Annotated in this window: 19 protein-coding genes and 3 pseudogenes; 17 read left to right on the top strand and 5 right to left on the bottom strand. The window is 68.2% G+C overall.

Annotation, left to right across the window (positions count from 1 at the left end; genetic code table 11):
* Positions 1-2: 2 nt before the first annotated feature.
* The 6 genes from OG953_RS00420 (at position 3) to OG953_RS00395 (ending at position 7,003) form a co-directional block, all read left to right on the top strand.
* Positions 3-1,391, top strand: coding sequence for an IS1380 family transposase (locus tag OG953_RS00420; protein ID WP_405681822.1), 1,389 nt, complete (start codon positions 3-5; stop codon positions 1,389-1,391).
* 709 nt (positions 1,392-2,100) lie between these two features.
* Complete coding sequence (ltrA, locus tag OG953_RS00415; RefSeq protein WP_405681812.1) at positions 2,101-3,495, top strand: group II intron reverse transcriptase/maturase; 1,395 nt, start codon at positions 2,101-2,103, stop codon at positions 3,493-3,495.
* A 1,092-nt stretch (positions 3,496-4,587) separates the two neighbouring features.
* Positions 4,588-5,292, top strand: a complete 705-nt coding sequence (locus OG953_RS00410) for a hypothetical protein (RefSeq protein WP_405681821.1) — start codon at positions 4,588-4,590, stop codon at positions 5,290-5,292.
* 103 nt (positions 5,293-5,395) lie between these two features.
* Complete coding sequence (locus tag OG953_RS00405; RefSeq protein ID WP_405681820.1) at positions 5,396-5,617, top strand: hypothetical protein; 222 nt, start codon at positions 5,396-5,398, stop codon at positions 5,615-5,617.
* A 211-nt stretch (positions 5,618-5,828) separates the two neighbouring features.
* Positions 5,829-6,542 (top strand): hypothetical protein, encoded by a 714-nt coding sequence (locus OG953_RS00400; RefSeq protein ID WP_405681818.1) that lies wholly within the window; start codon positions 5,829-5,831, stop codon positions 6,540-6,542.
* A 95-nt stretch (positions 6,543-6,637) separates the two neighbouring features.
* Positions 6,638-7,003, top strand: coding sequence for a hypothetical protein (locus tag OG953_RS00395; protein ID WP_405681816.1), 366 nt, complete (start codon positions 6,638-6,640; stop codon positions 7,001-7,003).
* Here OG953_RS00395 and OG953_RS00390 read toward each other — a convergent pair.
* Positions 6,984-7,604: a hypothetical protein gene (locus OG953_RS00390; protein WP_405681815.1), complete on the bottom strand. Its 621-nt coding sequence runs from the start codon at positions 7,602-7,604 to the stop codon at positions 6,984-6,986. The two genes, OG953_RS00395 and OG953_RS00390, sit on opposite strands and share 20 nt — an antisense overlap.
* 32 nt (positions 7,605-7,636) lie before the next feature.
* Between OG953_RS00390 and OG953_RS00385 the strand changes: the two are divergent.
* Positions 7,637-7,897, top strand: a pseudogene (locus tag OG953_RS00385) (hypothetical protein); the annotation flags it as partial.
* Between the two features lie 417 nt (positions 7,898-8,314).
* On the opposite strand, the gene OG953_RS00380 reads toward OG953_RS00385, so the two are convergent.
* Both OG953_RS00380 and OG953_RS00375 read right to left on the bottom strand, forming a co-directional pair.
* Positions 8,315-9,034: an IS6 family transposase gene (locus tag OG953_RS00380; protein ID WP_405681814.1), complete on the bottom strand. Its 720-nt coding sequence runs from the start codon at positions 9,032-9,034 to the stop codon at positions 8,315-8,317.
* 369 nt (positions 9,035-9,403) lie between these two features.
* Entirely contained in the window at positions 9,404-10,801 is a 1,398-nt protein-coding gene (locus OG953_RS00375; protein WP_405681813.1) for an IS1380 family transposase, read from the bottom strand.
* 669 nt (positions 10,802-11,470) lie between these two features.
* Between OG953_RS00375 and ltrA (OG953_RS00370) the strand changes: the two genes are divergently transcribed.
* The 4 genes from ltrA (OG953_RS00370) (at position 11,471) to OG953_RS00355 (ending at position 17,975) form a co-directional block, all read left to right on the top strand.
* On the top strand, positions 11,471-12,865 hold the full coding sequence (ltrA, locus tag OG953_RS00370; protein WP_405681812.1) for a group II intron reverse transcriptase/maturase: 1,395 nt from the start codon (positions 11,471-11,473) through the stop codon (positions 12,863-12,865).
* A 143-nt stretch (positions 12,866-13,008) separates the two neighbouring features.
* Positions 13,009-13,826, top strand: a protein-coding gene (locus tag OG953_RS00365; RefSeq protein WP_405691538.1) for an IS5 family transposase whose coding sequence is annotated in 2 segments (ribosomal slippage) — positions 13,009-13,357 and positions 13,357-13,826 — 819 coding nt in all. Because the reading frame shifts where the segments join, the coding sequence is not laid out codon by codon here.
* Positions 13,827-14,078: 252 nt separating this feature from the next.
* Entirely contained in the window at positions 14,079-14,735 is a 657-nt protein-coding gene (locus OG953_RS00360) for a DUF7019 family protein (protein ID WP_405681811.1), read from the top strand.
* A gap of 3 nt (positions 14,736-14,738) precedes the next feature.
* On the top strand, positions 14,739-17,975 hold the full coding sequence (locus tag OG953_RS00355) for a protein kinase domain-containing protein (protein WP_405681810.1): 3,237 nt from the start codon (positions 14,739-14,741) through the stop codon (positions 17,973-17,975).
* 704 nt (positions 17,976-18,679) lie between these two features.
* On the opposite strand, the pseudogene OG953_RS00350 reads toward OG953_RS00355, so the two are convergent.
* Positions 18,680-18,823, bottom strand: a pseudogene (locus OG953_RS00350) (IS5/IS1182 family transposase); the annotation flags it as partial.
* 107 nt (positions 18,824-18,930) lie between these two features.
* On the opposite strand from OG953_RS00350, the gene OG953_RS00345 reads away from it, so the two are divergent.
* The gene (locus OG953_RS00345) at positions 18,931-19,062 is read left to right on the top strand and encodes a hypothetical protein (protein WP_405681809.1); all 132 of its coding nucleotides are present in this window, start codon (positions 18,931-18,933) and stop codon (positions 19,060-19,062) included.
* A 1,050-nt stretch (positions 19,063-20,112) separates the two neighbouring features.
* Here the strand turns inward: OG953_RS00345 and OG953_RS00340 are convergent.
* A complete protein-coding gene (locus OG953_RS00340) occupies positions 20,113-20,256 on the bottom strand; it encodes a hypothetical protein (protein ID WP_405681808.1) in 144 nt (47 codons plus the stop codon).
* Between the two features lie 179 nt (positions 20,257-20,435).
* Here OG953_RS00340 and OG953_RS00335 point away from each other — a divergent pair, with 179 nt between their 5' ends.
* The 5 genes and pseudogenes from OG953_RS00335 to OG953_RS00315 all read left to right on the top strand — a co-directional run.
* Positions 20,436-21,248, top strand: coding sequence for a phytanoyl-CoA dioxygenase family protein (locus OG953_RS00335; RefSeq protein ID WP_405681806.1), 813 nt, complete (start codon positions 20,436-20,438; stop codon positions 21,246-21,248).
* Between the two features lie 83 nt (positions 21,249-21,331).
* On the top strand, positions 21,332-22,492 hold the full coding sequence (locus OG953_RS00330) for an IS701 family transposase (protein WP_405681805.1): 1,161 nt from the start codon (positions 21,332-21,334) through the stop codon (positions 22,490-22,492).
* A 596-nt stretch (positions 22,493-23,088) separates the two neighbouring features.
* Positions 23,089-23,637: a YciI family protein gene (locus OG953_RS00325; protein WP_405681804.1), complete on the top strand. Its 549-nt coding sequence runs from the start codon at positions 23,089-23,091 to the stop codon at positions 23,635-23,637.
* Positions 23,638-23,707: 70 nt separating this feature from the next.
* On the top strand, positions 23,708-24,847 hold the full coding sequence (locus OG953_RS00320; RefSeq protein ID WP_405691536.1) for a GDSL-type esterase/lipase family protein: 1,140 nt from the start codon (positions 23,708-23,710) through the stop codon (positions 24,845-24,847).
* Between the two features lie 175 nt (positions 24,848-25,022).
* Positions 25,023-25,349 (top strand): annotated as a pseudogene (locus tag OG953_RS00315) (hypothetical protein); the annotation flags it as partial.
* Between the last annotated feature and the right edge of the window lie 17 nt (positions 25,350-25,366).

Raw genomic sequence — 25,366 nt, 5'->3', positions numbered from 1 at the left:
AGATGCAATCTTCCCATGCCGCAGCGGCGGTCTCATCCGCGTTCGACGACCCGAACCTGATCGCGCACGGCGGCCTGGAGCCGGTGGTGCGGTTGGCCGAGCGGTGCGGTCTGCCCGCACTGGTCGGGGAATACATCCGTCTGCCGGCCTCGAAGGACGGCACCGGTGCCTTCCCCGCGGCGAAAGTGATGTCGCTGGTGGGCGGCATGGTCGCGGGCGCCGACAGCATCGATGACATGCACCGGCTACGGCACGGCGCGATGGGCCGCCTTTTCTCCGGTGTGCGGGCCCCGTCCACGCTGGGGTCGTTTCTGCGTTCCTTCACGCACGGGCATGTGAAGCAACTGCATGCTGTGGCCCGCCGGTTCCTTCCCGAACTGGCCCGTCACGCGCCGTTGCTGCCCGGCGCGGGCCAGGTCGCCTACGTGGACATCGACGACACCATCCGCCGCACCTACGGCTACGCCAAGCAGGGAGCCGGTTACGGATACAGCAAGGTCAAGGGCCTGAACGCGCTGCTCGGCATCGTCTCCACACCCCTGGCCGCCCCGGTGATCGCCGCCACGAGGCTGCGCAAGGGACCATCGAACTCCGCGCGCGGGGCGGCGGCATTCGTCGCCGAGACCATCCGCACCGCCCGCGCCTGCGGCGCCAGTGGCCTGCTGGTGATGCGGGCGGACTCGGCGTTCTACGGCGCCGATGTCGTCAACTCCTGCCGGGCGCTGGGCGCGCGGTTCTCCATCACCGTGCGGATGAATGCTTCCGTCAAGGCCGCCATCGCCCGCATCGATGAGGACGCCTGGACGCCGATCAAGTACCCCCAGGCGGTCTGGGACGAGGAAGGCCAGTGCTGGATCTCCGACGCCGAGATAGCCGAGACCGGCTACACCGCCTTCACCTCCAAGCCGAAGAAGCAGCAGGTCACCGCCCGTCTGATCGTGCGCCGCGTCAAACGCCTGAGCGCTGAAGCCGTCCCCGCCGGACAGGGCACGCTGTTTGACACCTGGCGCTACCACGCCGCGTTCACCGACTCCCCGCTCTCCTTGAACAATGCCGAGCGTGATCACCGACGGCACGCTGTCGTCGAGCAGGTGATCGCGGATGTCAAGAACAGCGCCTTCGCCCACGCGCCCTCCGGACATTTCCAGGCCAATGCCGCGTGGCTCGCCCTGGCAGCCCTGGCGCACAACCTGACCCGCGCCGTCGGCGCACTGGCCGGCACGTTCCATGCCAGAGCGACCACCGCCACCATCCGTGACCACCTGATCAACGTGCCCGCCCGCCTGGCCCGCTCGGCTCGCCGCCTCACCCTGCACCTGCCCGAACGCTGGCCCTGGAGCACGGACTTCACCCAGCTCTTCAGCATCGTGCACGCGCCACCAGCCCTCTGACACTCCCTGACCGACCTGCCCGAAAGGGCCCGAGACCTGCGGAAAAGTGGAAAGGCTGGGCAGACCAGCGGCCACCTCACGCCCGAATCCGCAACTCAGCCCCGACACGCCCTGCACGACCCCGAACCGATCACACCACAATCAAGCCGGTGGATCCGGGCGTACGTCCAGCAGTCCGAAACGTCGGACGCGAAGGAGGTTCGATGTAATTCGGGCGACAAGTTCAGGGCAGCCAGCCGGTGCAAGTCCGGTCCGAGGAGACGCCAGAGTCCTCGGTAGCGGGGCTCCCGGCATCGGTCGAGAGGCCGGTGTCGAAGTGGAGCGACGATCACCCCTTGGGGGTGCGCAACCGGCCGGTCCGCAACATCAAGTGAAGCCTGCAGCGTCGTCAGCACCGACCCGCGTGAGCGGGGCCAAGGAGGAGCCGAGCCCGTGCCTTAGAGGGCGAAGGCCAGGGAAGACGCCTGGGAATCTGGAGCGGGCGTCGAAGAACCTCCCGGCGTAAGGGGCGTGGAACGGCCGGAAGGTTGTCCTGGGAACTGGAGAGGGCCTCCTCGGCCCCGGGTCTGCGGCCCGGGAAGCAGGGCCCGCCTATAACCGGTGGAGCCGGGAAGTGGCGGGCTGCCGAGAGGCAGTCGGAGGGGGTCGTAGTAGTGCCGATCGGCGGGACAACACAACCCGTCAGGAGCGAAGGGCCCCTGCTTCATCGATGCGTGTCGCGTGTGAGGAGGTGGCTCGGGTGAGTGCCGGAGTGGCTAGTTCCGCCCGCCGGAAGGAAGGCGTCGCACGACTGGATGGCCGGCCTTTGGACAAGGTCCGTGCCTTGCAGTGGACGCTCTACCGCTGTGCCAAGCAAGATCCTGAACGTCGGTTTCATTCCCTGTACGGCCATGTCTCCCGCAGAGATGTCTTGTGGCGGGCCTGGTCCGGCGTGTGTGCGAACCGGGGCGCTCCCGGCGTGGACGGGGTGACCGTCGATGCCGTGGCCGCCGCCGGGGTGGAGGAGTTCCTCAACGACTTGTCGCAGCAACTGCGGGCGCATACGTATCGCCCGTCACCGCTGCGGCAGGTCCTGATCCCCAAGCCGGGGCGGCCGGGAGAGTTCCGGCCGCTCTCGATCCCCACGGTGGCGGACCGGGTGGTGATGACCGCCGCGAAACTGGTTCTCGAACCGGTCTTCGAAGCGGACTTCCTGCCGGTCAGCTATGGGTTCAGGCCCAAGCGGTCCGCGATTGACGCGTGCGAGAGCGTGCGCGTGGAGGCGAACCGGGGCCGGGAGTGGGTGCTTGAGGCCGACATCCGCGACTGTTTCGGATCGATTCGGCATGACGCCCTCGTGGCCCAGGTGGCCCGGCGCGTCGTGGACGGCCCGATGTTGAAGCTGATCCGGATGTGGCTCCGGGCGGGGGTTCTGGAGGACGGGGCGACCGGCTCACCAGGAGCAGGGACCCCACAGGGCTCACCGATCTCACCGTTGCTCGCCAATATTGCTCTGCACGTCCTGGACGTGGCATGGCAGCGAGACGGGCACCGGCTCGGGGTGTTGGTGAGGTATTGCGACGACTTCGTGATTCTGTGCCCGACCAGGGAACGTGCCGTGCAGGCGCGGGAACTGGCCGGGACGGTGCTGGTCGGCCTCGGGTTGCAGCTGCATCCGGAGAAGACCGGCATCGTCCATCTCGCCAGGGGTGGGCAGGGTTTCGATTTCCTCGGCTTCCACCACCGGAAGGTGGAATCGTGGCGCCGCCGTGGCAGGTTCCACCTGCAACGATGGCCGTCTCAGCGGGCGATGGGGGTGCTGCGGGACAAGATCCGGGCGGCGACCGACCGTCGGCACGTGGGACGGTCGCTGTCGGCCGTGGTCGCCGACTTGAACCCGGTCCTGCGAGGCTGGGCGGCGTACTTCCGTAACGGCAATTCCGCCGGGAAGTTCTCCACGATCGACAGCTACGTCCACGAGCGTCTCGCGATCTTCGACAATCGCAAGCGCGGCATCCCGGGCAGAAAGTGGGGCAAGCGCCACGATGGCGCGTGGTTCGCCAGGCTCGGAGCCTTTCGCCTGTCTGGAAACGTGCGCAGGGTGGCGGTGCATGCCAGCCGGTGAACGATGTCGGTAAGCCGTGTGCGCGAGAAGCGCATGCACGGTTTGACGGGCGGGGGCTGGAAACGGAGCCTCACAGGCCACCGCGCCAGTCCCCGACCCTACTCAGCAGGACCGGTCCACCCTGCCGTAGAACCGGACGACGCAGGATCCGACTCCCCATACCTCAGGCCCAGTCGAGTCGGAGCGCGGCGAGTGCAGATGCACGTCCGTGAGCCGGTCGCGGCGTGATTTCCCGGTCTGCGCGCGCCTGGGGTGGCTGGCTGACGCACTCGGTCGCCGTAGGCGGGCTGTCACTGCCCCTTCGGCCGGTCAGCATTGCTGGCGAGGGGAGTGGCGGGAGATCGTTACGGTTCTGGTGGCTTTGTTGGTCAGTGGCGAGAGCGTTTGTTACTCAAGGGCGAGAACACCCCGTGGAGAAGGAAGACGATATAGCCGAGTTTCAGCAACACCCGATTGCTTGACTGGCACGGATGTCGTGCGTTCTACCGACGGAGGTGGCTGCGGAGCCTGGTGGCGTGCCGCGTACGGTCAGCGTATGCACGATGGGCAAGGCCCTCGCCGTCTGGACCGAAGCGTGCGGACGGAGCCGCTGGCGAGCGCCGCCGACGTGGTCGCCACGTGGCCCGGTCCGGGCGCGCGGCGGTGGCAGGATGACGCGGTGTCCGACTTTCTGCATGAACCGGGGCTGCGCGGCATCGCCTTTAATCCGGCGGCGCCCTCCGACGTACTGATACGTCTGGTGGATCGGGCTGCCGGTGAGGCTGGCCTGCTGATGTGCGAGGGTCGTGACCTGCCCGACGACGTCATCGACGCAGCCCTCCGCCACCCGGCCAGGGGGATTCGCCGCGCGCTCGCCGGTAACCGGCACGTCGACCCCTCGAGACTCGCCGCCTTGGCAACGGACCCGTCGGGGATCGTCCGTGCCCGGCTCGCCGGCAGCCCTTATCCCCGTCCCCGATGGGTCCGACCGCTGCCGGATGACATCCTCGTCACCCTCCTGACCGCCCAGGACGGGGGCGAGGACGGCGTGGTGACCGAACACGAGATCGTCGAGGTTCCTCCCGGCAGATCCCTCTGTCCTTTTACCGATCCATGGCCGGGCACGAGCATCCCGGGCTCCGTGTACGCGCCGCCTGGAGGTGGCAGTCGCTCACCGCTGCGCAGCGGGGGGCTCTGCTCGACGACCCCGACCCCGCGGTGCGGAAGGCGGCGCGGGAGAGCAGCTGGGAGCTGGACCCGGAAGCGGTGGAGGCCAAGCTGCCGTCCATTGGCTCGCTCAGCAAGGCGCACGTGCTCGGCACGTGCGCCCTGTCCCCCGCGCTCGTCGAGCAGTGCTTCGCCGACGACACGGTGCACCCTCTGGCCTGGAACCGCCACACCCCAGCCGACGCCGCCGCCCGGCCCGACCTGGGACCGGACCTGGTAGCGGAGCTGAGGGAGGACCCGGACGAGGACGTGCGGATGCGCGCACGCCTCCACCCCTTCCCCCGCACCTGGGCCGAGTACTGGGCGATCAACCGGGTCATCGGGCACGGTCCTGACTGCATCTGCCCGATCACCGAACCGGCCACCGAGCCGTCGCCCGACTGGTTCGCCGCCTGCGCGGCGTCCGAGGAACCGGTGCTCCGCCGGGTTGCGGCGAGCTGGCCCGGCCTGCCGCAGAACTCGTCGAGACACTCGCACAGGATGACGACGAGGAGGTACGGATCCGGCTGGCCTGCCACCACCCGCTGGCTCCGCCACACCTCCTCCTGGACGTCTTTGTCACCCGCCCGGCCCACCGTCCGCACCTGCTGACCCTGCCCGACTTCCCGCGCACCGGCCGCACCCACCTCATCGGCCACCCGGATCCCGAGGTACGAGCCCTGGCCGCAGCCGATCCCACCCTGCCCGTGCCCCGGTGGGCGACCCCGACGAGTCGGTGTGCCGGGCAGCCGTCGCCAACCCGAGCCTGACACCGGAGGCCCTGGAGGCCCTCCTCGCCGGCCCCCGCACCGCAGAAGGCGCTGCGGCCGACCCGTCCCTCCCCGTTCCCCGCATGCATGCACTCCTCGACCGCTGCCTGAACGGCGCCGCCGCCCCACCGCCGACAGGCCGACGCCGAAAGACGACGCCCAGGTGACGATCACAGGCATGGCAACCCCTGTCGGCCATCGGCTAGCGCCGACACGCCAGACAGGCGTTTCCAAGTCTGGTCAACATTTCGGGCACCAACCACAAGCGACTGCTCCTGCGACTCGTCTACAAACGTTCTCCGTTCCTACCTACGCAGCCAGCCAGCCAGCCAGCCAGCCAGCCGGCGGCCGGTCGCGCGTGACGAGGGAGCAGAGCTGATGGCGGGGAAGAGGAAGAACAACCCGGCGGGGTCGACGAACGGCTTCCGCGGCGATGTGCTGCGCGTGCTCGGAGTGCTGAAGGTGGCCACGGCTGATCAGATCCAGCGGATCGGCGCTCCGCACCTGAGCTTCCGTCTCACCGACAAGGAGACCCCGTCCGAGCAGAAGACCGCTCGCACCGCCTCGCACATCGGCGCGCTCTCCGACATGCGCAAGCACGCTCTGTCCGAGAACGGCGGCTCCACCGAGACGGGGGAAAGGCTGCGGAACCTGACCGCCAAGGGCCTGGAGGCCGCCTCCTACGAGCTGCGGCGCCCGGTGACGGAGATGGGCTCCACCGCCCGCGGTGCGGGCTCCAGCGGGGCTTCCCACCCGATGGCCGTCAACGAGACCGTGATTGCGATGCTGCGCCCGAAGCCGAGCATGGCCAAGCTCGCCGGCGACCCGGCCGAAGTCCGGTCCGCCGCCCAGGCCGCCGTCGACGCACCCGGTGGAGTCGGCACGATCGCCTCGTACTGGACCGAGGTCCCGCTGCCCGCCACCGGATGTGGAACGCGCCCGGCAAGGGCGGCGCCCAGGCCGACATCGTCCTTACTGCCCCGCAGGACAAGGTGCCCCTGCTGTTCATGGAGGTCGACAACTGCCACGAGACCGCTGAGGAGCTCGCCGACAAGCTGGAGAAGTACGCCCGGTTCTTCCGGTGGAAGGTGAAGGACACCGACGGCCGTGAGCGACCGATGTGACACACCCGCTGGGCGGCCCCCGACTCAGGGTCCGGCGACAGGACGCACCCGGCCGTCCTGCTGGTGTTCAACCACATTGGCGAGCGCAACCCCAACCGCACCGTCCCGTGCCTGAGCGAGCTGACCCGCCACCTGTGGGAGGGGGAGCGGCAGAAGGGCGGTTACCACCACTACGACGGGAGGATCCCGATCATCGCGACCGACCTGCAGAACCTGCGAGAGCACGGCCCGGCCGGGCCCGCCTTCTGGCGGTTCGGCCGCAAGGAGCGCCAGCCGCTATTGGACGCGATCGGCAACCCCCGTCGGGACACCGCCCTCGCCCGCCGCCGCCAAGCCGCTCGAGAAGAGCAACGAAACCGCGAGGCGAGGGGAGCCGCGGCACGGGAAGCCCGGCGCCCCGTCCGGGACTTCAGGAACGGAAGCCGATAACGCCAAATCCCGGCCGTTCCGCCGCGTGCCGCATCCAGCCGAGACACTGCATAACGGCCTCCACGACTTCAGGCTCCAGCGGTGGCGCCTGGCCCGACTCGTCGACCGCCCGCTTGGTGGCCTCGAACTGCTCCAGCGCCTGTGCAATGTGATAGGGCGTCCACTCGCCGCAGCCCGGCATGTATGTGTACGGCAGAGGATCGGGCAGGTCGCTGTAGCTGAAGTCCTCGACAGACACGGCGGTGACACCCAGAGCATTCAGGCCCTCGTCGACCACCGACAGCCAGTCACCCCGGTGCGGCGTAAAACAGTTGTTGTCCAGGAACGAGCCGGTGAGCGAGCACAGCCGCTTGTAGGCGTAGCCGTACTGGAAGGCGTGGTCCTTGTTCTCGTTGAAGGGCCCGCCGTTGATGACCGCGCGCAGTGCCTCGTATGCCGTGGGAGCGCCTTCCTCGATTGCGTGGCTGAAATAGTCGTCGTCGCGTGCCAGGTCGTCCCCGAAGCTGTTGCGGATCACCTCCAGCAACTGGTCATTACGGGATCCGACCAAGGCACGCGTAGCGGCCACGTCGAGCAGGTAGACGCTCAGAGAAGAACTCATGGGACGAACCTAAGGGAAGCCGCTGACACTGCTACGGCCACGACCACGACGACCCCGAGCCCGGCCCGCTCCCGCACCAGACCTATGCCACGCTCATAGGCGGTCCGCTGGACGGGCTACTGCTGGACATCACGGGCTGGCGGACAGAAGAGATCGACGACGGCGTCGCCCTGTCCACCGAGCTCTGCCTGTGGCCCGGCGGCCGCGCCCTGTACGAACCGCGCCCCTAAGAACCGCGAACCCCCGGCCCGGGTGTGATGTGCCGCTTCTACTACTCCGGCGATACACCCTGACCACGGACCCGACCACGTCGGTCACGGACCCGACCACGACACCGGCCGCACCGACCACGGACCCGTGACTGCGTTGGTGACAATGGGGAGCGGTTGTCGACGGTTCCGGAGGTCGGTGCCGGCGAGGAGGGTTGCGAGATGTGGCTCAACTCCGAGAGCTCCCCGACCGGCATGTCGGCCCGGGCTCGCCAGCGTGGCGGTCAGTGAGGTGGAATGGGACCGGGCCGAGGCCGGAACGTACGTAGGGGCGGAGGACTGGGGTGGGAACAATCCTCAAGGGCGCGGACCGGGTTCGGTGGCACGAGCTGCGGCACGCCAACGGAACTGCCGATGAGGCGTTGTCACGTTGTCGGGGGTATAGGCGTCTGGCGGTGCGTCAGGGCGTGGTCGAGGCGGCTGTTGGCTGTTGGCTGTCGGTCAGGCCGTGGCGGGCAGGCCGGCGGCGCCGGTGATCTGGTCCCAGTTCGTGAAGCGGACGGTCATCTCGAGGCGGTGGTCGGGTGCGGTGCGGTGGTAACGGCCGGGTCGGAAGTGGGGCGAGATGCCGCTGAAGGCGGCCAGGAATCTTTGGGCGCCACCGACGCTGCGGAAGCCCTTCATCGCGCGCTCGCGCTGCCTGGTGGGCTGGTGCGAGTTCTCCGCCCGGTTGTTCAGTCCTTTGTGGGAGCGGTGCTCGACCGAGGGCATCACCTCGCGGTGGGCGGCGCTGTAGGAGCGAAGCTTGTCCGTGACGACCACCCGCGGTACCGCACCGGTCTTCTTCATCAGCCTGCGGAAGAAGCGCCTGGCCGCGGCCTTGTCCCGCTTCCCCTGGACGAGGATGTCGAGCACGTTGCCGTCCTGGTCGACGGCCCGCCACAGGTACTTCCGCTCGCCGTTGATCTTGATGAAGACCTCGTCCAGATGCCATTTGTCCCCGGGCCGGGGCCGTCGGCGGCGCAGTCCGTCGGCGTAGGCCTGCCCGAACTTCACGCACCACCGGCGGACCGTCTCGTAGGACACCATGACGCCGCGCTCGAGCATCAGCTCCTCGACCTCGCGGAAGCTGAGCGGGAACCGGAAGTACAGCCACACGCAGTGGGAGATCACCTCGACCGGGTACCGGTGCCCCTTGTACGACGGCGGCGTACTGCCCACGGACAACCCCCTCCACCATGATCAACCCGAAGATCATCCCACCCGTCAGCCAACGTGACAGTGCCAGCTCAAGGCCTGGCGAGGCATCGCCACCCGCTACGACAAGACCCCGGACAGCTACCTCGCCGGCCTCCACCTGCGAGCCTCGATGATCTGGGTCAAAGACCTCACCCGGACAACCCATTGATCGCGACTCGATACGCGCCCTAAGCCTCGATCCACCGACGTGCTCTGAAGGTGATCTCTTGATCGTTTTGTGAGCTGGTTTCGGTCGGTGGTCGTGGATGGGCAGGTTGTTTCTGCTGGTCTGCCCAGCTTTTCCACGAGTTCGGTTCCGGTCGGGCCTTGGCGGGCGGGGTGGTCAGGGGATCAGGCCGGTGCGGGTGGATCGTGGACGGTGTCGAAGAGGTGTGTCCAGGCTTGCTGCCAGGGCCAGTTGTGTGGCAGGTGCAGGGTGATGCGTCGTGCGGATCGTGCGATCCGGGCCGGGACCTGGACCAGGTGGGTGCGGAGGGTGGCGGTGGTGGCCTTGGCGTGGAAGGGCGAGGTCAGTGCACCGGCGGCCCGGAGCAGGTTGTAGGTCATCGCCCACAGGGTGAGCCAGGCCGCGTTGGCGTGGAAGTGCCCGGAGGGCAGGTGGGCCAGGGCGCCGGCTTTGGTGTCCGCGATGACCTGCTCGACCACCGCATGGTGCCGGTGTTCCCGCTCGGCCTGCAGGGTTGCGGCGGGCTGGTCGGTGAAGAAGGGGTGGTAGCGCCAGACGGGAAACAGTTCGCCCTGTTCACCCATGACGGCGGGTTTGGCCAGGTCACGGACCCGGCGCACGATCAGCCGGGCGGTGACCCGCTCGCTCTTTTTGCGGCTCGCGAAGGCGGTGTATTGGGGTATCTCGGCGACTTCGGCGTCCGAGATGAGTTCACCGGTGGCGGGGTCGGGCACCGCGGTCGGGTAACTGATGTGTTGCCAGGCGTCGTCGGGAATGCTGTGGACGGCTCGTTTGATGGAGGGGTTCATGCCGGTGGTGATCGAGAAGTGGGCTCCGGCCCGGTGGCAGGCGGCGATCACCCCGGCGTTGTAGAACTGCGAGTCCGCGCGCAGGATCCGGGTACCGGTGCAGCCGGCCTCGACGGCGGTGGCCAGCGCCTCACTGACGAACTTCGGGGCCCCGCGGGAATCGGCTGCCTTCCCACGGCGCATCCGCACGGTGGCGATCACCGGGCGGGAGTGCGGGGTGCAGACCGTGGCGAGAAGGGGGTGCAGGGTGCGGATGCCCTTGAACCGGCCGTACTCGGCGCCCTGCTTGGCCCGGCCGTAAACGCGTTTGTGGGTGGAGTCGACGTCGATGAACGCCTTCTCCCGGGCGCCGGGCAGCAGTGGAGTGTGCGCGGCCAGCGCGGCCAGGAATCCGCGGTGCACGGCATGGAGTTGAAGCGCATGGCCGTGGGTGAACGCACGCAGGAACGTGCCCAGCGTGGACGGGGCGCGAATCCCGCAGAACAGGGCCGGCATCGCGCCGTGCCGCAGGACGTCCAGGTCGTCGATGCTGTCCGCACCCGCGACCATCCCGGCCACGATGCTGGTGACCTTGGCATCCGCTGCGGCCCCCGCACTGTTCTTCGCCCCGTTCAGCTTCACCTTGTCCGTCACCAGAGCGGCAAGATCGCACCGCTCGGCCAGCCGCATGACCGGGACCAGCCCGGCATGCGCGATCAGATTCGGGTCATCGAACACAGCGGAGACCGCTGCCGGAGTGTGGGAAGCTTGCATCTACGAGGTGCCTTGCTGATTGTGCGTGCTGGAAGCGTCAGAACTCCCATCATCGCAGGTCAGCAGGCACCTCTTCTCGATTGCTCATCCACAGGACGCGAGTCACTCGGTGGATCGAGGCGTACGTCCAGCAGTCCGAAACGTCGGACGCGAAGGAGGTTCGATGTAATTCGGGCGACAAGTTCAGGGCAGCCAGCCGGTGCAAGTCCGGTCCGAGGAGACGCCAGAGTCCTCGGTAGCGGGGCTCCCGGCATCGGTCGAGAGGCCGGTGTCGAAGTGGAGCGACGATCACCCCTTGGGGGTGCGCAACCGGCCGGTCCGCAACATCAAGTGAAGCCTGCAGCGTCGTCAGCACCGACCCGCGTGAGCGGGGCCAAGGAGGAGCCGAGCCCGTGCCTTAGAGGGCGAAGGCCAGGGAAGACGCCTGGGAATCTGGAGCGGGCGTCGAAGAACCTCCCGGCGTAAGGGGCGTGGAACGGCCGGAAGGTTGTCCTGGGAACTGGAGAGGGCCTCCTCGGCCCCGGGTCTGCGGCCCGGGAAGCAGGGCCCGCCTATAACCGGTGGAGCCGGGAAGTGGCGGGCTGCCGAGAGGCAGTCGGAGGGGGTCGTAGTAGTGCCGATCGGCGGGACAACACAACCCGTCAGGAGCGAAGGGCCCCTGCTTCATCGATGCGTGTCGCGTGTGAGGAGGTGGCTCGGGTGAGTGCCGGAGTGGCTAGTTCCGCCCGCCGGAAGGAAGGCGTCGCACGACTGGATGGCCGGCCTTTGGACAAGGTCCGTGCCTTGCAGTGGACGCTCTACCGCTGTGCCAAGCAAGATCCTGAACGTCGGTTTCATTCCCTGTACGGCCATGTCTCCCGCAGAGATGTCTTGTGGCGGGCCTGGTCCGGCGTGTGTGCGAACCGGGGCGCTCCCGGCGTGGACGGGGTGACCGTCGATGCCGTGGCCGCCGCCGGGGTGGAGGAGTTCCTCAACGACTTGTCGCAGCAACTGCGGGCGCATACGTATCGCCCGTCACCGCTGCGGCAGGTCCTGATCCCCAAGCCGGGGCGGCCGGGAGAGTTCCGGCCGCTCTCGATCCCCACGGTGGCGGACCGGGTGGTGATGACCGCCGCGAAACTGGTTCTCGAACCGGTCTTCGAAGCGGACTTCCTGCCGGTCAGCTATGGGTTCAGGCCCAAGCGGTCCGCGATTGACGCGTGCGAGAGCGTGCGCGTGGAGGCGAACCGGGGCCGGGAGTGGGTGCTTGAGGCCGACATCCGCGACTGTTTCGGATCGATTCGGCATGACGCCCTCGTGGCCCAGGTGGCCCGGCGCGTCGTGGACGGCCCGATGTTGAAGCTGATCCGGATGTGGCTCCGGGCGGGGGTTCTGGAGGACGGGGCGACCGGCTCACCAGGAGCAGGGACCCCACAGGGCTCACCGATCTCACCGTTGCTCGCCAATATTGCTCTGCACGTCCTGGACGTGGCATGGCAGCGAGACGGGCACCGGCTCGGGGTGTTGGTGAGGTATTGCGACGACTTCGTGATTCTGTGCCCGACCAGGGAACGTGCCGTGCAGGCGCGGGAACTGGCCGGGACGGTGCTGGTCGGCCTCGGGTTGCAGCTGCATCCGGAGAAGACCGGCATCGTCCATCTCGCCAGGGGTGGGCAGGGTTTCGATTTCCTCGGCTTCCACCACCGGAAGGTGGAATCGTGGCGCCGCCGTGGCAGGTTCCACCTGCAACGATGGCCGTCTCAGCGGGCGATGGGGGTGCTGCGGGACAAGATCCGGGCGGCGACCGACCGTCGGCACGTGGGACGGTCGCTGTCGGCCGTGGTCGCCGACTTGAACCCGGTCCTGCGAGGCTGGGCGGCGTACTTCCGTAACGGCAATTCCGCCGGGAAGTTCTCCACGATCGACAGCTACGTCCACGAGCGTCTCGCGATCTTCGACAATCGCAAGCGCGGCATCCCGGGCAGAAAGTGGGGCAAGCGCCACGATGGCGCGTGGTTCGCCAGGCTCGGAGCCTTTCGCCTGTCTGGAAACGTGCGCAGGGTGGCGGTGCATGCCAGCCGGTGAACGATGTCGGTAAGCCGTGTGCGCGAGAAGCGCATGCACGGTTTGACGGGCGGGGGCTGGAAACGGAGCCTCACAGGCCACCGCGCCAGTCCCCGACCCTACTAAGACCGTGTCCTATGTGGGGTTGGCTCGTTGGGCTCGTCATGGGGCGGGGTACGTGGAGTTGGATTGTTCCGGAGGGGCTGTGGGAGATCGCCGAGCCGTTGATCCCGTCGTCGAGGGTGCGGCCGCAAGGCGGTGGGACCCAGGACACGCCTGATGAAACGCTGTTCGCCGCGATCATCTACGTCCTGGTCAGCGGGTGCGCCTGGCGGGCCATGCCACCGTGCTTCGGGATATCGAAGTCCACGGCCCACCGCAGGTTCCTGATCTGGTCGAGAGCCGGTGTCTGGGGCCGGCTGCACGAGGAGATCCTGCACCGCTTGGACGATGCCGGCCTGCTCGACCTCTCCCGCGCGGTCCTGGACTCCGCGCACGTGAGGGCTAAAAAAGGGGCGAACTCACAGGTCCGAGCCCCGTGGACCGGGGCAAGCCGGGTTCCAAGATGCACGTCCTGTCGGACGCGAACGGACTGCCCCTCCTCGTCGGCCTCTCCGCGGCGAACACCCACGGCAGCCTCGCGCTGAAGCCTATGATCACGGGTCACCAAACGAGACACGACCCCCACCGCGGCCGCTACTTCAAGCCCCAGCGCCTCCACGCGGACAAGGCATACGACGCCCCTCACCTGCGGAAATGGCTATGGGGCAAGCACATCGGCGTGCGCATCGCCCGCAAGGGAGTCGAGTCCAGTGAACGGTTAGGCCGCCGACGATGGGTCATCGAGCGCACGATGTCCTGGCTGACCGGCTACCGCAGACTCAACCACCGCTACGAACGCCAACCCCGCAACTACCTGGCCTTTCTCGGCCTCGCCGCCGCCCTCTGCTGCTACAAGCGACTCCTCCGACTCACCACATAGGACACGGTCTAAATGCGGGAGCAGCCAGCTGGAGTTGTGCAGCAGCGACCCAGATGATGACTGCCGCCCCACACGACACCTTGCCGTCGTGGCGGATCTGTCCAGAAGGCGTAACTCGGTTGGTTACTTCCTTGATCGGGAAGCACACCGTTCTTTGACCTGTGAAGTCGAATTTCCAGGCGGTTGTCACATCGGGTGGGGATAATGGGCGGACCGTGTAGGGCTATGGGGAGGCTGGGAGCCCGGGTGTCGATGCGTTACTACCTGTATGTGAGCGACAGCAAGGTCGAGATGCTGCTGGCGCAAATCGATCCGAAGACGAACCGGAAGCGTTCGACCGAAGTGAGTGTCAACCTGACGGTCGTGGGCGGCAAGCGGGTCATTGAGGAGACTGGGGGAGACGAGCGCGCTGCGCGGCTGGAGCAGCTGGTGCGATCCCTTGAGGAGGAGAACGAGCTCGGAACGGTTGACGAACCGGGTCGGTTCTTCCGGGGAGTGCTAGCGCTGCGATGGGGGCCGTTCCCGGCGGACCCGGGCCTGGTCTGGTTCGGCGGATCGACTGACCGAACCGTGCTGGGGCTAGGCGGTTCCGCCCACCATGTTCTGGGTTCACCGCCGCAGTCGGAGGCTGTACTGCCGCGGTCGCTGACTCCTTCACTCTTGGCCGGTCTAGCCGCCGACCCGCAGATCCGGTCGTTGGTCGAGGTGATCGGCAACGAGGAGTACGCGGCCAGCCGCACCGGCATGCCGCCGGCTGCAGAGGCAGTACGCCGGGCCAACGAGCTCGTACCCGGCCCGGCGCAGCGAGTGGAGTTCGTCGCTAAACGTCTTCTGCACGTGCCCGATTCGCCAAACGCGGGTGCGGGTGTCCTGCTCGGTACGCCGCTGTACGTCGCCCTCCTAGACTGAGCAATGTGGGCCGAGGGGGAGGTGGTGCTCGGCATCTACGAGGTGCGGGAGGTGATCCGCGCCGGCGGGATGGGCCTGGTGTACCGGGTGTGGCACCGCGGGTGGGGTGTCGACCTGGCCGTTAAGACGCCGCGGCCGGAGATGGCCTCAGACGGCTTGGCCGGCTTCGAGGCGGAGGCGGACGCGTGGGTGCGGCTCGGTGCCCACCCGAATGTGGTCAACTGCGTGTATGTGCGGCGTGTGGAGGATCTTCCCCGGGTCTTCGCCGAGTGGGTCGCTGGCGGCACCCTGGCCGATGCGGTCCGGGACCGGCGGCTCTACCGTGGCGGCCACCGGGTGGCGCTCGCCAGACTACTCGATATCGCCGCACAGGTCGCCCGGGGTCTGGACCACGCTCACAGGCACGGTCTGGTCCATCAGGACGTCAAGCCGGCCAATGTGATGATGGAGGCGGACGGTACCGCCAAGGTCACCGACTTCGGTCTGGCTCGGGCACGCACGGCCCGTACTGGCGCCGTTACGGACCCGCTTGTCACCTTCGCTGGGATGACCCTGGCCTACTGCTCGCCGGAACAAGCGCGCGGTGAGCGGCTGGGCGTGGCGACGGATGTGTGGTCGTGGGCCGTGAGCGTGCTGGAGATGTTCGCCGGCCAGCCGCCGTCCTACTTCGGCCAGGCGGCGGGGCGGGTCTTCGAGCAGTTCGTTGCGGAGGGCACCGAGGGTCAGGTGATCCCAAGGTTGCCCGAGGCGCTGGCTGAGATGCTGCGGCGCTGTTTCACGGTCGACCCCGCGGCCCGTCCGGGCAGCTTGGGCGAGGTCGCTGAGGAACTGGCGCGGATCTACTGCGACACTACCGGCGAGCCTTACCCCCGCGAACCGCCCAGCGAGGCACAGCTGCTCGCTGACGGTCTCTCCAACCAGGCCTTGTCTCTCCTTGACCTCGGCGATCCCGACCAAGCCGATCGGCTGTGGGATCGTGCTCTGCGGGCCGAGCCGCGCCACCCCCACGCCACGTTCAACCGCAGTTTGCGGCGGTGGCGCGCCGGCCTGATGACCGACCGTGCGGTCATCGCCGAGCTGGACGCGGTCCGTACCAGCCAGGGCGGGTTTGAGAGGGGCACCTACCTGCTCGCCTTGGTACACCTTGAACGCGGTGACAAGGGCAGCGCTACCCGCCTGCTCGGCGACCTTCAAGACAGCCCCGACGTCCTCGCGGCTCGCGCCGAGGCCGACCGGCTGCCGCCCGCCCGCCCTCCGGTCGTGCTTCAGCCTTTGGAGCCCCTTCGGCTCCCGGCCTTCGCGGTCAGCGCCGACGGGCACCTCGCGGTGGTCTCCTACGGCACCTGCGACCTACTTGTCTGGGACCTCGACGCCCTGACGCCGCTGTACGTCCTGTCCGGACACACGGCGAGCCCGACCTCAGTGGCGCTGAGCGCGGATGGCCGGATCCTGGTCTCCGCCGACGACCGCGGCCACGTGCGGCTGTGGGACACCGCTGCTGGCAGCTGTCGGCAACGATGGGATTTGCCCCACAGTGTGGAACTGGTAGCCATCAGTGGCGACGCCCGGGTGGTGGCGGTCTCGGGGATGGACGGTTCGGTGCGGTTGCTCGGCGACACCGTCCGCTTGATCGGCCAGCCGTTCGAGAAGTACGGGCCGGGTTTCGGCGCCGCGCTGACAGTCGTCGCCAACGGGGAGCGGGTGGCGGCCTTCGACGGATACCGGTGGCTCCTTCGGGTCTGGGACGTGCGGACCGGCACACTCGTGACCTCCCTGAGCAACCTCCACCAGCGCTTCGCCTTTTCATCGGGTGGCCAGTTCGCCCTCACGATCGACGAGGAACCGGTGGCTCGGCTGGTGGACCTGACGACCGGGAAGGTACGGGCCCTGGGCAACGTGGCCGGCTGGGGCCTTGGCTCGCCCGCGGTAAGCAGCGATGCGCGGACGGCACTGGCTTCCGACGGATCCGGCCTTCAGAAGTGGCTTCTCGACGGCGCCCGGTGCCAGTTCACGGCCTACGACACCACCGGGGACGTGGCAGCCAGTGCGGACGGCCGTGTCGCCCTGGTCAGCGACCGCGAGCTGGTCGTGGTGTGGCCGCCCCCGCCGGGCCCGTCGGCTCCGTGGAGCTACGCCCGCCCCAGAATGGCGTTCCACCTCATCGAGGACGCACGAACTGTCGAGGCCAGCCTCGACCGCGCCGCTTCACTCCTCGCGAAAGGCCGCGCCGCCGAGGCCTGGGACCATCTCCAGACCGTCCGCACCTTGCCTGGCTACCGGCGTCACCCGCGTCTGCTGCCCCTATGGCGCAGAGCCGGGGCGGCTGACCGCCGCGCGTCCTTCGCCGGAGCATGGCGCACCCGGACATTCCGGCGCCTGCTACGCGGCCCAGCCGCGTTCACACCCGATCTGCGTCACGCGATCTCTGGGTCCTACTTCGGCGTGGTGACCGTCCACGACCTGCGGACCGGTCACGTGGTGGAGCTCGCCGACGGCCACAACGCCGAAGTGCAACAGACGGCGATGTGCGCCGACGGACGGCACGCGATCACCACGGACATCCACGGCATCCAGATCGTCTGGGATTTACCGACCGCACGCAAGGTCACCACCCTCCGTACCTCGGACGGCACGCCCGAACGACTGGACCCACCTGAGGGCCCACTGGCGCTGACCCGCAGAAAGCGCAGCAGGCCCGCCCTCCTGTGGGAGCGGTCAACCCGTCTCCCGCTACACGCCTGGTGCGACCCTCGCCACCGAGCGGTCACCCTCTCGGGGAACGTGCTGGTCACCGTAGCCGACGACGGGCGGTCCCGCGTCCTCGACCTCCGCAACGGACGTCGACTGCGCACGATGCGCTTGCCCTCATCGGTCGCAAGCGTTGCAACCAGTACGGACGGACGCGTCGTCATCACCGCTGGCGGCTCGTATGCCGACCGCGGTGTCATCGGCCTCTCCCACGTGCACCTCGGCATGGGAGAGCAGACGATCTCCGATGAGTCGGTCAGCTCCCTCGCCCTCACCCCCGAGGGCGACCTTCTGCTGACCGGCTCCGGCCATGAGGTACGCCTGTGGGACGTCCGCACCGGCGACCTCCTGTGTGATCTGGAAGGCGGCCACACCACTACGGTCTTCGGCGTGGCCCTATCTGCGGACGGCTGCCATGCCGTCTCGGCCGACGTCGACGGCACGGTCCAGTGCTGGGATGTGGACTGGGAGTACACCCGCCCGCCCCAATGAACCACCCCTCCCAGGTGAGCCGGAGCCGCGGCATTCCGACGGGATCGTGTCCTTCGGTCGGCGCGTAGAGGCCAGCGCGTCCAGGGCGGTGTAGCGGGGCTGGGCAGCGGCGGGCGACGTCGGTGGTCTGGCGATCCTGGTGGGCAGCCTCGCGGGCGCATTCGGCAACGTCCCGGTTCGGTGCGCAGCGCGTTCTGGAGGTCGCGGTCGTAGCGCTCCTTGCTCAGCGGCCGGTGGCGTACTCGAGCTGTTCGCGGATCCGCGGGAACTCGGCACCAGGCCGCCCGCCCGAACGGCTGGTGGTCACCGCCGGGACTCGGCCGGGCACGCGGGCTCGTGCCTGGCCTTCGGCCCACCAGCGAGAACTCACCCCGGTGGCCCTGGGCGTTGAGGAGCGCAGCCCGTGCACGCCAACGAACGCGTCGTAGTGCTGGCTTTATCGAGCAGTAGTGGGTTCTGGCACAGATCTTGGTTGCGCCGTGAGGCGCTGTTGGTTCGAGTGGAGGTGAAAGACCTGCACCAACCCGCTGTCGCAGCAGTTGGGTTGAAGCTGAGGGCAGCCTGATCCGGGTGATGCCGGGGAGGGTGAGAGCGGCCCTGACGAAGCCGGGAAGTGACCAGTACTGCCAGATGGGGCGGGTCCGGCAAGCGTGATGGAGAGGAGTACGCGAGGAACCGGCGTCTTACGTCTCTTAGACCGTGTCCTATGTGGTGAGTCGGAGGAGTCGCTTGTAGCAGCAGAGGGCGGCGGCGAGGCCGAGAAAGGCCAGGTAGTTGCGGGGTTGGCGTTCGTAGCGGTGGTTGAGTCTGCGGTAGCCGGTCAGCCAGGACATCGTGCGCTCGAAACGGAGACCCCGAAGCCAAAGCCGAGATGTACGAGGTCGGACCGCTGACGTACCGCCAGGGGTACGTGTGCGTGTGGATGGAGAACTACGGGTGCAGAGAAGGCGCGCTCATGCATGACCGCGCGATCGTCGGCGTGTACACCGGTACTCCAGAGGAGCGGGGAGAGCAGTTGTTCCGGGCGTGGGTGGAGGCCGAGGAGCTTCCCTCGGTCCTAGGCCACTGGGCCAACGTCCTGCGCTGAGGCGGGCGCGGCATGCTTGCCTGCTGGCGTGCCAGCATGTCGGACCGACCGGCGAATGCATGGCGGCACCCCCTTGACCACCCGCCGGTCAAGGGGCTGGTCAAGGGGTCGCGGCCGTGGAACGGCAGGCCCGGCGCAATTCGGGGCCGGTGGGCAGCTCCAGCCCGGAGGGCACCTAGCGATCCCATCCGGGCACCCAGTTTCGGGCGGGTGCGCAACCACGATCAGTCGTCGTCGCTCGTGCGAGGGAACCGCCAGCGGAGTCGACGCGGCATCATGCGGCAGGGCATCAGTACCCATGCAGCCCGTGAGGGCCAGTCACAGGCCCAGCAGTCGGTGTCGTCGTCGGTGGCAACGACCGCATCCAGCGGCATCAGCACTCATGGCACACGAGAGCCGTCCCAGACACAGCGACTGCCGGATTCTCCGCCCCGCCGCGACGGCTCATCGGGATCCGGATCCAAGCCCGACTCGGACCCCCAGCACCGTGATGGCAACGAGCAGGATGAAACAGCCCTTCGGACCGATCTGCACGACGATCCCTTTCCGTTGATCTGACGGTGTGTGCCCATCATGGCCGAAGACGCAAAGAGGTAGGGCCCAGCCGTCAGGCTGGGCCCTACTGGTCGCATAGGCCGGACGCGACCGCCGGCAGTCGCCCTACTACGCGGCGTTGCAGGCGCCGGTGGCCACAGCCTCCCCGCGGCTTAGGCGCACGTACCGGGGCTGACGGGATACGCCAACGACTGCGGTCGCCGTGATCGGCGGGGCTCCCGGCACGGGAGGTGGGGAGTCGGGAAAGTTACCGGGGCACAAGTCGACGTCGGTCTACCCGGTCAAGTTCCCCGGGGCGCGGGAGAAACCGGTGCCCCGGCCGACGCCCCGGGTGTCCTACCCGATCCGGTGGGATCGGAGCCGGTGAGGCCGCGGGTGCTGGGCTGAGATTCTGCCCGCGCGGTACCTGCTGCTCATGCGGAGCCCGTACAGTCGACGAAGGGCGCCCGTAGCCAGCTCCAATGGCTACGGGCGCCCTCTCATGTGCGGGACGGGTCAGCGCGCGACGACGTCCTTGTCGAGGTCGCGGTGGACCAGGTCGACGACCAGGTCGCGGTCGGCGAACTCCTTGGCGGCGTCGGCCAGTCCGTACGTGGCGGCCTGCTCGACGTCCCCGGCGACGACGGCACGCAGGGCCATCGCCGTTGAGCGAGGAGGTATAGCCGATTCGTGATTTTGAAGCGTCTGGGATGTGTGGCGGTGGGCGCCGTCGCGGAAGCTTCTTCTGAGAGGGGCAAGAAGAGGCTCGGTGAAAACCCGACAAAAGCGGTGCGGAGAATGTCGGGTGATCGGGACCGGTGCCGCCGCACGATGGGGGCATGGATGACACGACCTTGGTATCCCGCTTCCTCCACGACGGCTTCGTGAAGTTGGAGGGCGCCGTCGCGCCGCGCGTGGCCGCGGACTGCGCGCGGCTGCTGTGGCGAGAGACGGGCTGCGACCCGGACGATCCAGCAACGTGGACGCAGCCCGTGCACTGGGTGGCCGGCATGGCACAGGGGCCGTTCGCCGCCGCACCCAACTCCCCGTCCCTGCAGCGCGCGTACGACCTGCTCGTCGGCGCGGAATGCTGGGAGCCGCGCTACTCGCTGGGCACGTTCCCGCTGCGCTTCCCGCACGAGGAGGAGCCGGACGACGCGGGCTGGCACATCGAGGGGAGCTATCTGCCGGAGGGCGAGAGCTGGTACTTCACAAATCTGCACTCCCGGGGCCGGGCGCTGCTGATGCTGTTCCTGTTCAGCGAGGTCGGTGAGGAGGACGCCCCGACCCGGATCCGGGTCGGCTCACACCTCGACGTGCCGAAGGTGCTGGAGAAGTACGGGGAGGACGGGGCGAGCGGGCTGACCCTTGCGCCCGATCTGGTGGCGGCGTCCGACCACAGGCCACTCGCCCTCGCCACCGGGTCCCCGGGCGACGTCTTCCTGTGCCATCCGTTCCTGGTGCACGCGGCGCAACCGCACCATGGCGTGCGGCCGCGCTTCATGGCCCAGCCGCCCCTGATGCCTGCCGCGCCATACGAACTGGAGCGGGCCGACGGCGCGTACTCACCCGTGGAGATCGCGATCCGTCGGGGCCTGGGACAGGACACCCCCGGTCCGGAAGGGGACGGCACCGACCGCAGCGCCGGGTAGACATGCCTCATCCGTACCTAGTAGGGCTTTGTTAGGTACCCCGAATGTTCGGCCAGGGGTAGGGTTGTGATCTTCTTTCAGGTGTGACACCTGAGGAGATGGAAGAGGTCCGGCCGCGTCTGGGGGCGTTCGCGGCGGAGATGCTGGGCTCGTTGGCGCGTCGGGACCAGCGGGCCAAGGGTGAGTTGTACCTGCGCGGGCTGATGCTGGACGGCAAGCGCAAGTCGATGCAGCCGATGGCCGAGCGCCTGGGCGTGGACCACCAGCAGCTCCAGCAGTTCGTGTCCTCCTCCACCTGGGACTACGCCAAGGTCCCTGAGCGGCTGGCCCGTTGGGCTGCGGCGCACATCTCGCCCGAGGCGTACGCGATTGACGATGTCGGCTTCCCCAAGGACGGCTACGACTCGCCGGGGGTGGCGCGGATGTACTGCGGCGCGCTGGGCAAGCGCGGCAACTGCCAGATCGGGGTCAGTGTGAACCTGGTCAGCGACCGCGCCTCCTCGGCCGTCGACTGGCGTCTATTCCTGCCCGAGGGCTGGGACGACACCAAACATACCGAGGACGCGCTGCTGGCTTCGGCGATCCGCCAGCGCCGCGCCAAGGCCGGCATCCCCGAGACTGCTCGCCACCGGGAGAAGTGGCGCCTGGCCCTGGACATGCTCGACGAGGTTCGCAGGGACTGGGAGTTGCCGGGCCTGCCGGTCGTCGCCGATGCCGGATACGGCGACGCCACGGGCTTTCGAGAGGGCCTGACCGAACGAGGCCTGACCTACGCGGTCGCGGTCAAGGCCACCACGACCGCGCACCCGGGCGACGCCACGCCCGAGCGTCCGCCGTACTCCGGGCAGGGCCGCCCTCCCGTGTCCGCCTACCCCCAGCCGCACACCACCCTGCGCGTGCTGGCCCTGGCCGCCGGGCAAGCGGCCACCCGCACCGTTACCTGGCGCCAGGGCAGCAAGGCCACCAAGCACAACCCACGGGCCGAGATGCGCTCGCAATTCCTGGCCCTACGGGTCCGCCCGGCCAACCGGTCCATCCGCCGGGCCGCCGACGGCTCCCTGCCCGAATGCTGGCTGCTCGTCGAGTGGCCTCCCGACTCCGCCGAGCCCACCGATTTCATGGTGTCTCAGCGCGGACTCGTGCAGCGATCCGCCGGGTCGAAGACCAGGAAATGTGGCCTAACGCGGTCGCCAATGCGCTCTCTCGTTTCGAGTGGGCCTTCAAGCAACCTGGACGCTACCTGAACGCCTCCGAGGCCTACTCGCCCGGGATAGAGGTAGAAGATGCCCGCGATGACCTGGAGTGGGCGATGCGGCACCTTCCCACCGGAGCCCAACGGGACTTGGGCCGACTGATCACGCGTATCGATGAGGAATTCGAGCGCCGTACCTTGCCGGAGCCCAACAATGTCGAATGGGCGATGATGGGCTGGTGGTGGACCAGAATGCGTGAACGCTGACGGGCCCCGGGGCTGTTGCCCCTTCTATCGAACAACACCGTCACCCTCCGTGACCATTCCCCAAGATCTGTGCCAGATCCCACTACTCGTGAATAGAGCCACGGCGGGCCTGCTCGCGCTTACTCCGTAGGAAAAGGTGAGTGCGTGTTTTCAAAGTCCGGTGCGTGATCATTGGGCGGCTGTAGGTCGTCCCGAACTGGGGACGTCAGCGCCGGACGCGGTCTCTGTCACTCGACTGCAGAGCAGCGCATGCCACTTGGCTGAGACCGCGCAGCCGTGGTGGCTACGCCGTTTGACGGAATGCTGTTTCATTTGGAACGCGGGGTCTTCGGCGACAAAGCCGGTTGAGATAGTGCCCTTGGTGAGGAAGGGTCTGTGGTCATGGAGTACTTCTGCTACCACCGAGACCGGCTGGGCTCCCTCGCGTTACGCGAGGAGTTGCTGGAGGAGCACTGGTCCTACATGGACCGGTACGCGAAGGAGCTGATCGCTCGCGGTCCGACCTTCGCCGATGATGGTGAAACGCCCACTGGAAGCGTGCATATCGTCGATCTGCCCGATCCCGCCGCTGCTCGTGCGTTCGCCTTCGACGAGCCCAACTACCAGGCCGGTGCGTACCGGGAGGTGCTGCTGCGCCGGTGGCGCAACGTGCTGGGGCGCACCATGTGGGATTTTCCCGGTGGCCGGAGCGGTGGCAACCGGTACCTGGTGCTCGGCCTCGGCGAGGGCCTGGCCGCAGACCTCGCCCTGCCGCCCGACCAGGACGAGCTGATCGCGTACGGGCCGCTGCTGTCCGACGACGGCGACACATGGCTGGGTACGGCGGTGCTGCTCAGGGCCCCAAACCCGGATACGGCACGCGCCGCCCTGACTCCGGACCGGTACGCGGACATCGAGGTCCACGACTGGGAGTTCGGCGGGCGTCGATGAACCACGGAGGCGCCGGGGCGATGCCATCTCCGGAGCGCATTGACCTGGGACAGGAGCGGTGATGGTGGCGATGCGGGCGGTTCCATTGGTGGGCGGGCCGGTGGAGTTACGGGGTGCGCTGGACCTGGAGACCACAGCGGCAGGGGTGATGCCGCGCCGGTTGCCCGCGTGGACCAAGGAGCAGTACCAGGACCCGTCGGTCTACGGGGTGACCGTGATGCCTTCGGGGGTGCGGCTGGTGTTCCGCACCGATGCGCGCGCATTGGAGTTCGAGGTACTCACCTCCACTGGCCAGCTCGACGCCGCCCCCCACCCTTGCCCAACCGGGATGCTGGAGTTGTTGGTGGACGGTGCCCTGGCCGGGCGTCGGCAGGCGCCGGTGGGCAACGTGCTGCGGATGGCGGGCCCCGGGGCCGTACAGCGACTCATCCCGGGCAAGCCCGGGACCGTACGGTTCGCCGGACTGCCGGCCGGTATGAAGAACGTCGAGCTGTGGCTTCCGCAGCAGACCCCTACGGAACTGGTGGCACTGCGCGCTGACGGCGACGTGCTGGCGCCGCTGCCGGACGGGCGGCGCCGCTGGGTGCACCACGGCAGTTCCATCAGCCACTGCATCGAGGCTGACGGCCCGACCGGGACCTGGCCGGTGGTGGCAGCTGCGCTCGGAGGGGTGGAGGTGATCAACCTCAGCCAGGCAGGCAACGCGCTGCTGGATCCCTATGTCGCCCGGACGATCCGCGACACGCCCGCCGACCTGATCAGCCTGAAGGTGGGCATCAACATCGTGAGCCTGTCCGCCTTCCGGCTGCGGACGTTCGGCCCGGCGGTACACGGATTTCTGGACACGATCCGGGACGGTCACCCGGACACCCCGCTGCTGTTGATCTCCCCGGTGAGCTGTCCGGCCCTTGAGCAGGTTCCCGGCCCGACCGAGACCGGACCGGACGGGAGGATCGCTGCCCTGGGCGACCCGGCCGATGTGGCCGGCGGCGCACTGTCGCTGACGGTGGTCCGTGCCGAGCTGGCCCGGATCGCTGCGGCACGACAGGCGTCTGATCCCCACCTCCACTGTCTCGACGGACGAGCGCTGCTCGGCCCGGACGAGGCAGACGACCTGACCGATGGCCTTCACCCCACCGCCGCCGCGTACCGCCGAATGGGCAAGCGCTTTGCTGCCCACGCCTTCGCGACCGACGGTCCCTTCCGCTGAGCTGTTTTTGACCTCCGGTGTCGATGCGATCTCTCGGTTTGGTGTCGGTGGTAGTGAGAGTCAGTAGTGCTGGTTTGGGCCTGTGGTCTTTCAGCGCTGGTCAGTGAGGTGTCGGTGGTGGGGTTGTCACTGTCATAGGGCGAGAGGGCACTGTCACGTTGACTGGCCGGGTGGGATGATCTTCTGGTTGGTCGTGTCGGGGAGGGATTCGTTCGTGTCGTCCGCGTCGCCGTCGTACAAGGGCCACCGGTACCCGGTGGAGGTGATCGCGCACGCGGTATGGCTGTACTTCCGCTTCCCGCTGTCCTTCCGCGAGGTCGAGGAGCTGATGCTCGAGCGCGGCGTCATCGTCTCTTACGAGACCATCCGCCGCTGGTCCGCCAAGTTCGGCCAGGCCTACGCGGACGGACTGCGCCGCCGTCGGCCACGGCCCGGGGACAAGTGGCACCTGGACGAGGGGCACTGTCACGTTGACTGGCCGGGTGGGGTGATTTTCTGGTTGGTCGTGCCGGGGAGGGA

The organism is Streptomyces sp. NBC_00057, assembly GCF_045041165.1.
Taxonomy (GTDB): Bacteria; Actinomycetota; Actinomycetes; order Streptomycetales; family Streptomycetaceae; genus Streptomyces.
The sequence above is the reverse complement of the archived record's forward strand: the minus strand, read 5'-3'. Positions and strand labels throughout refer to the sequence as shown.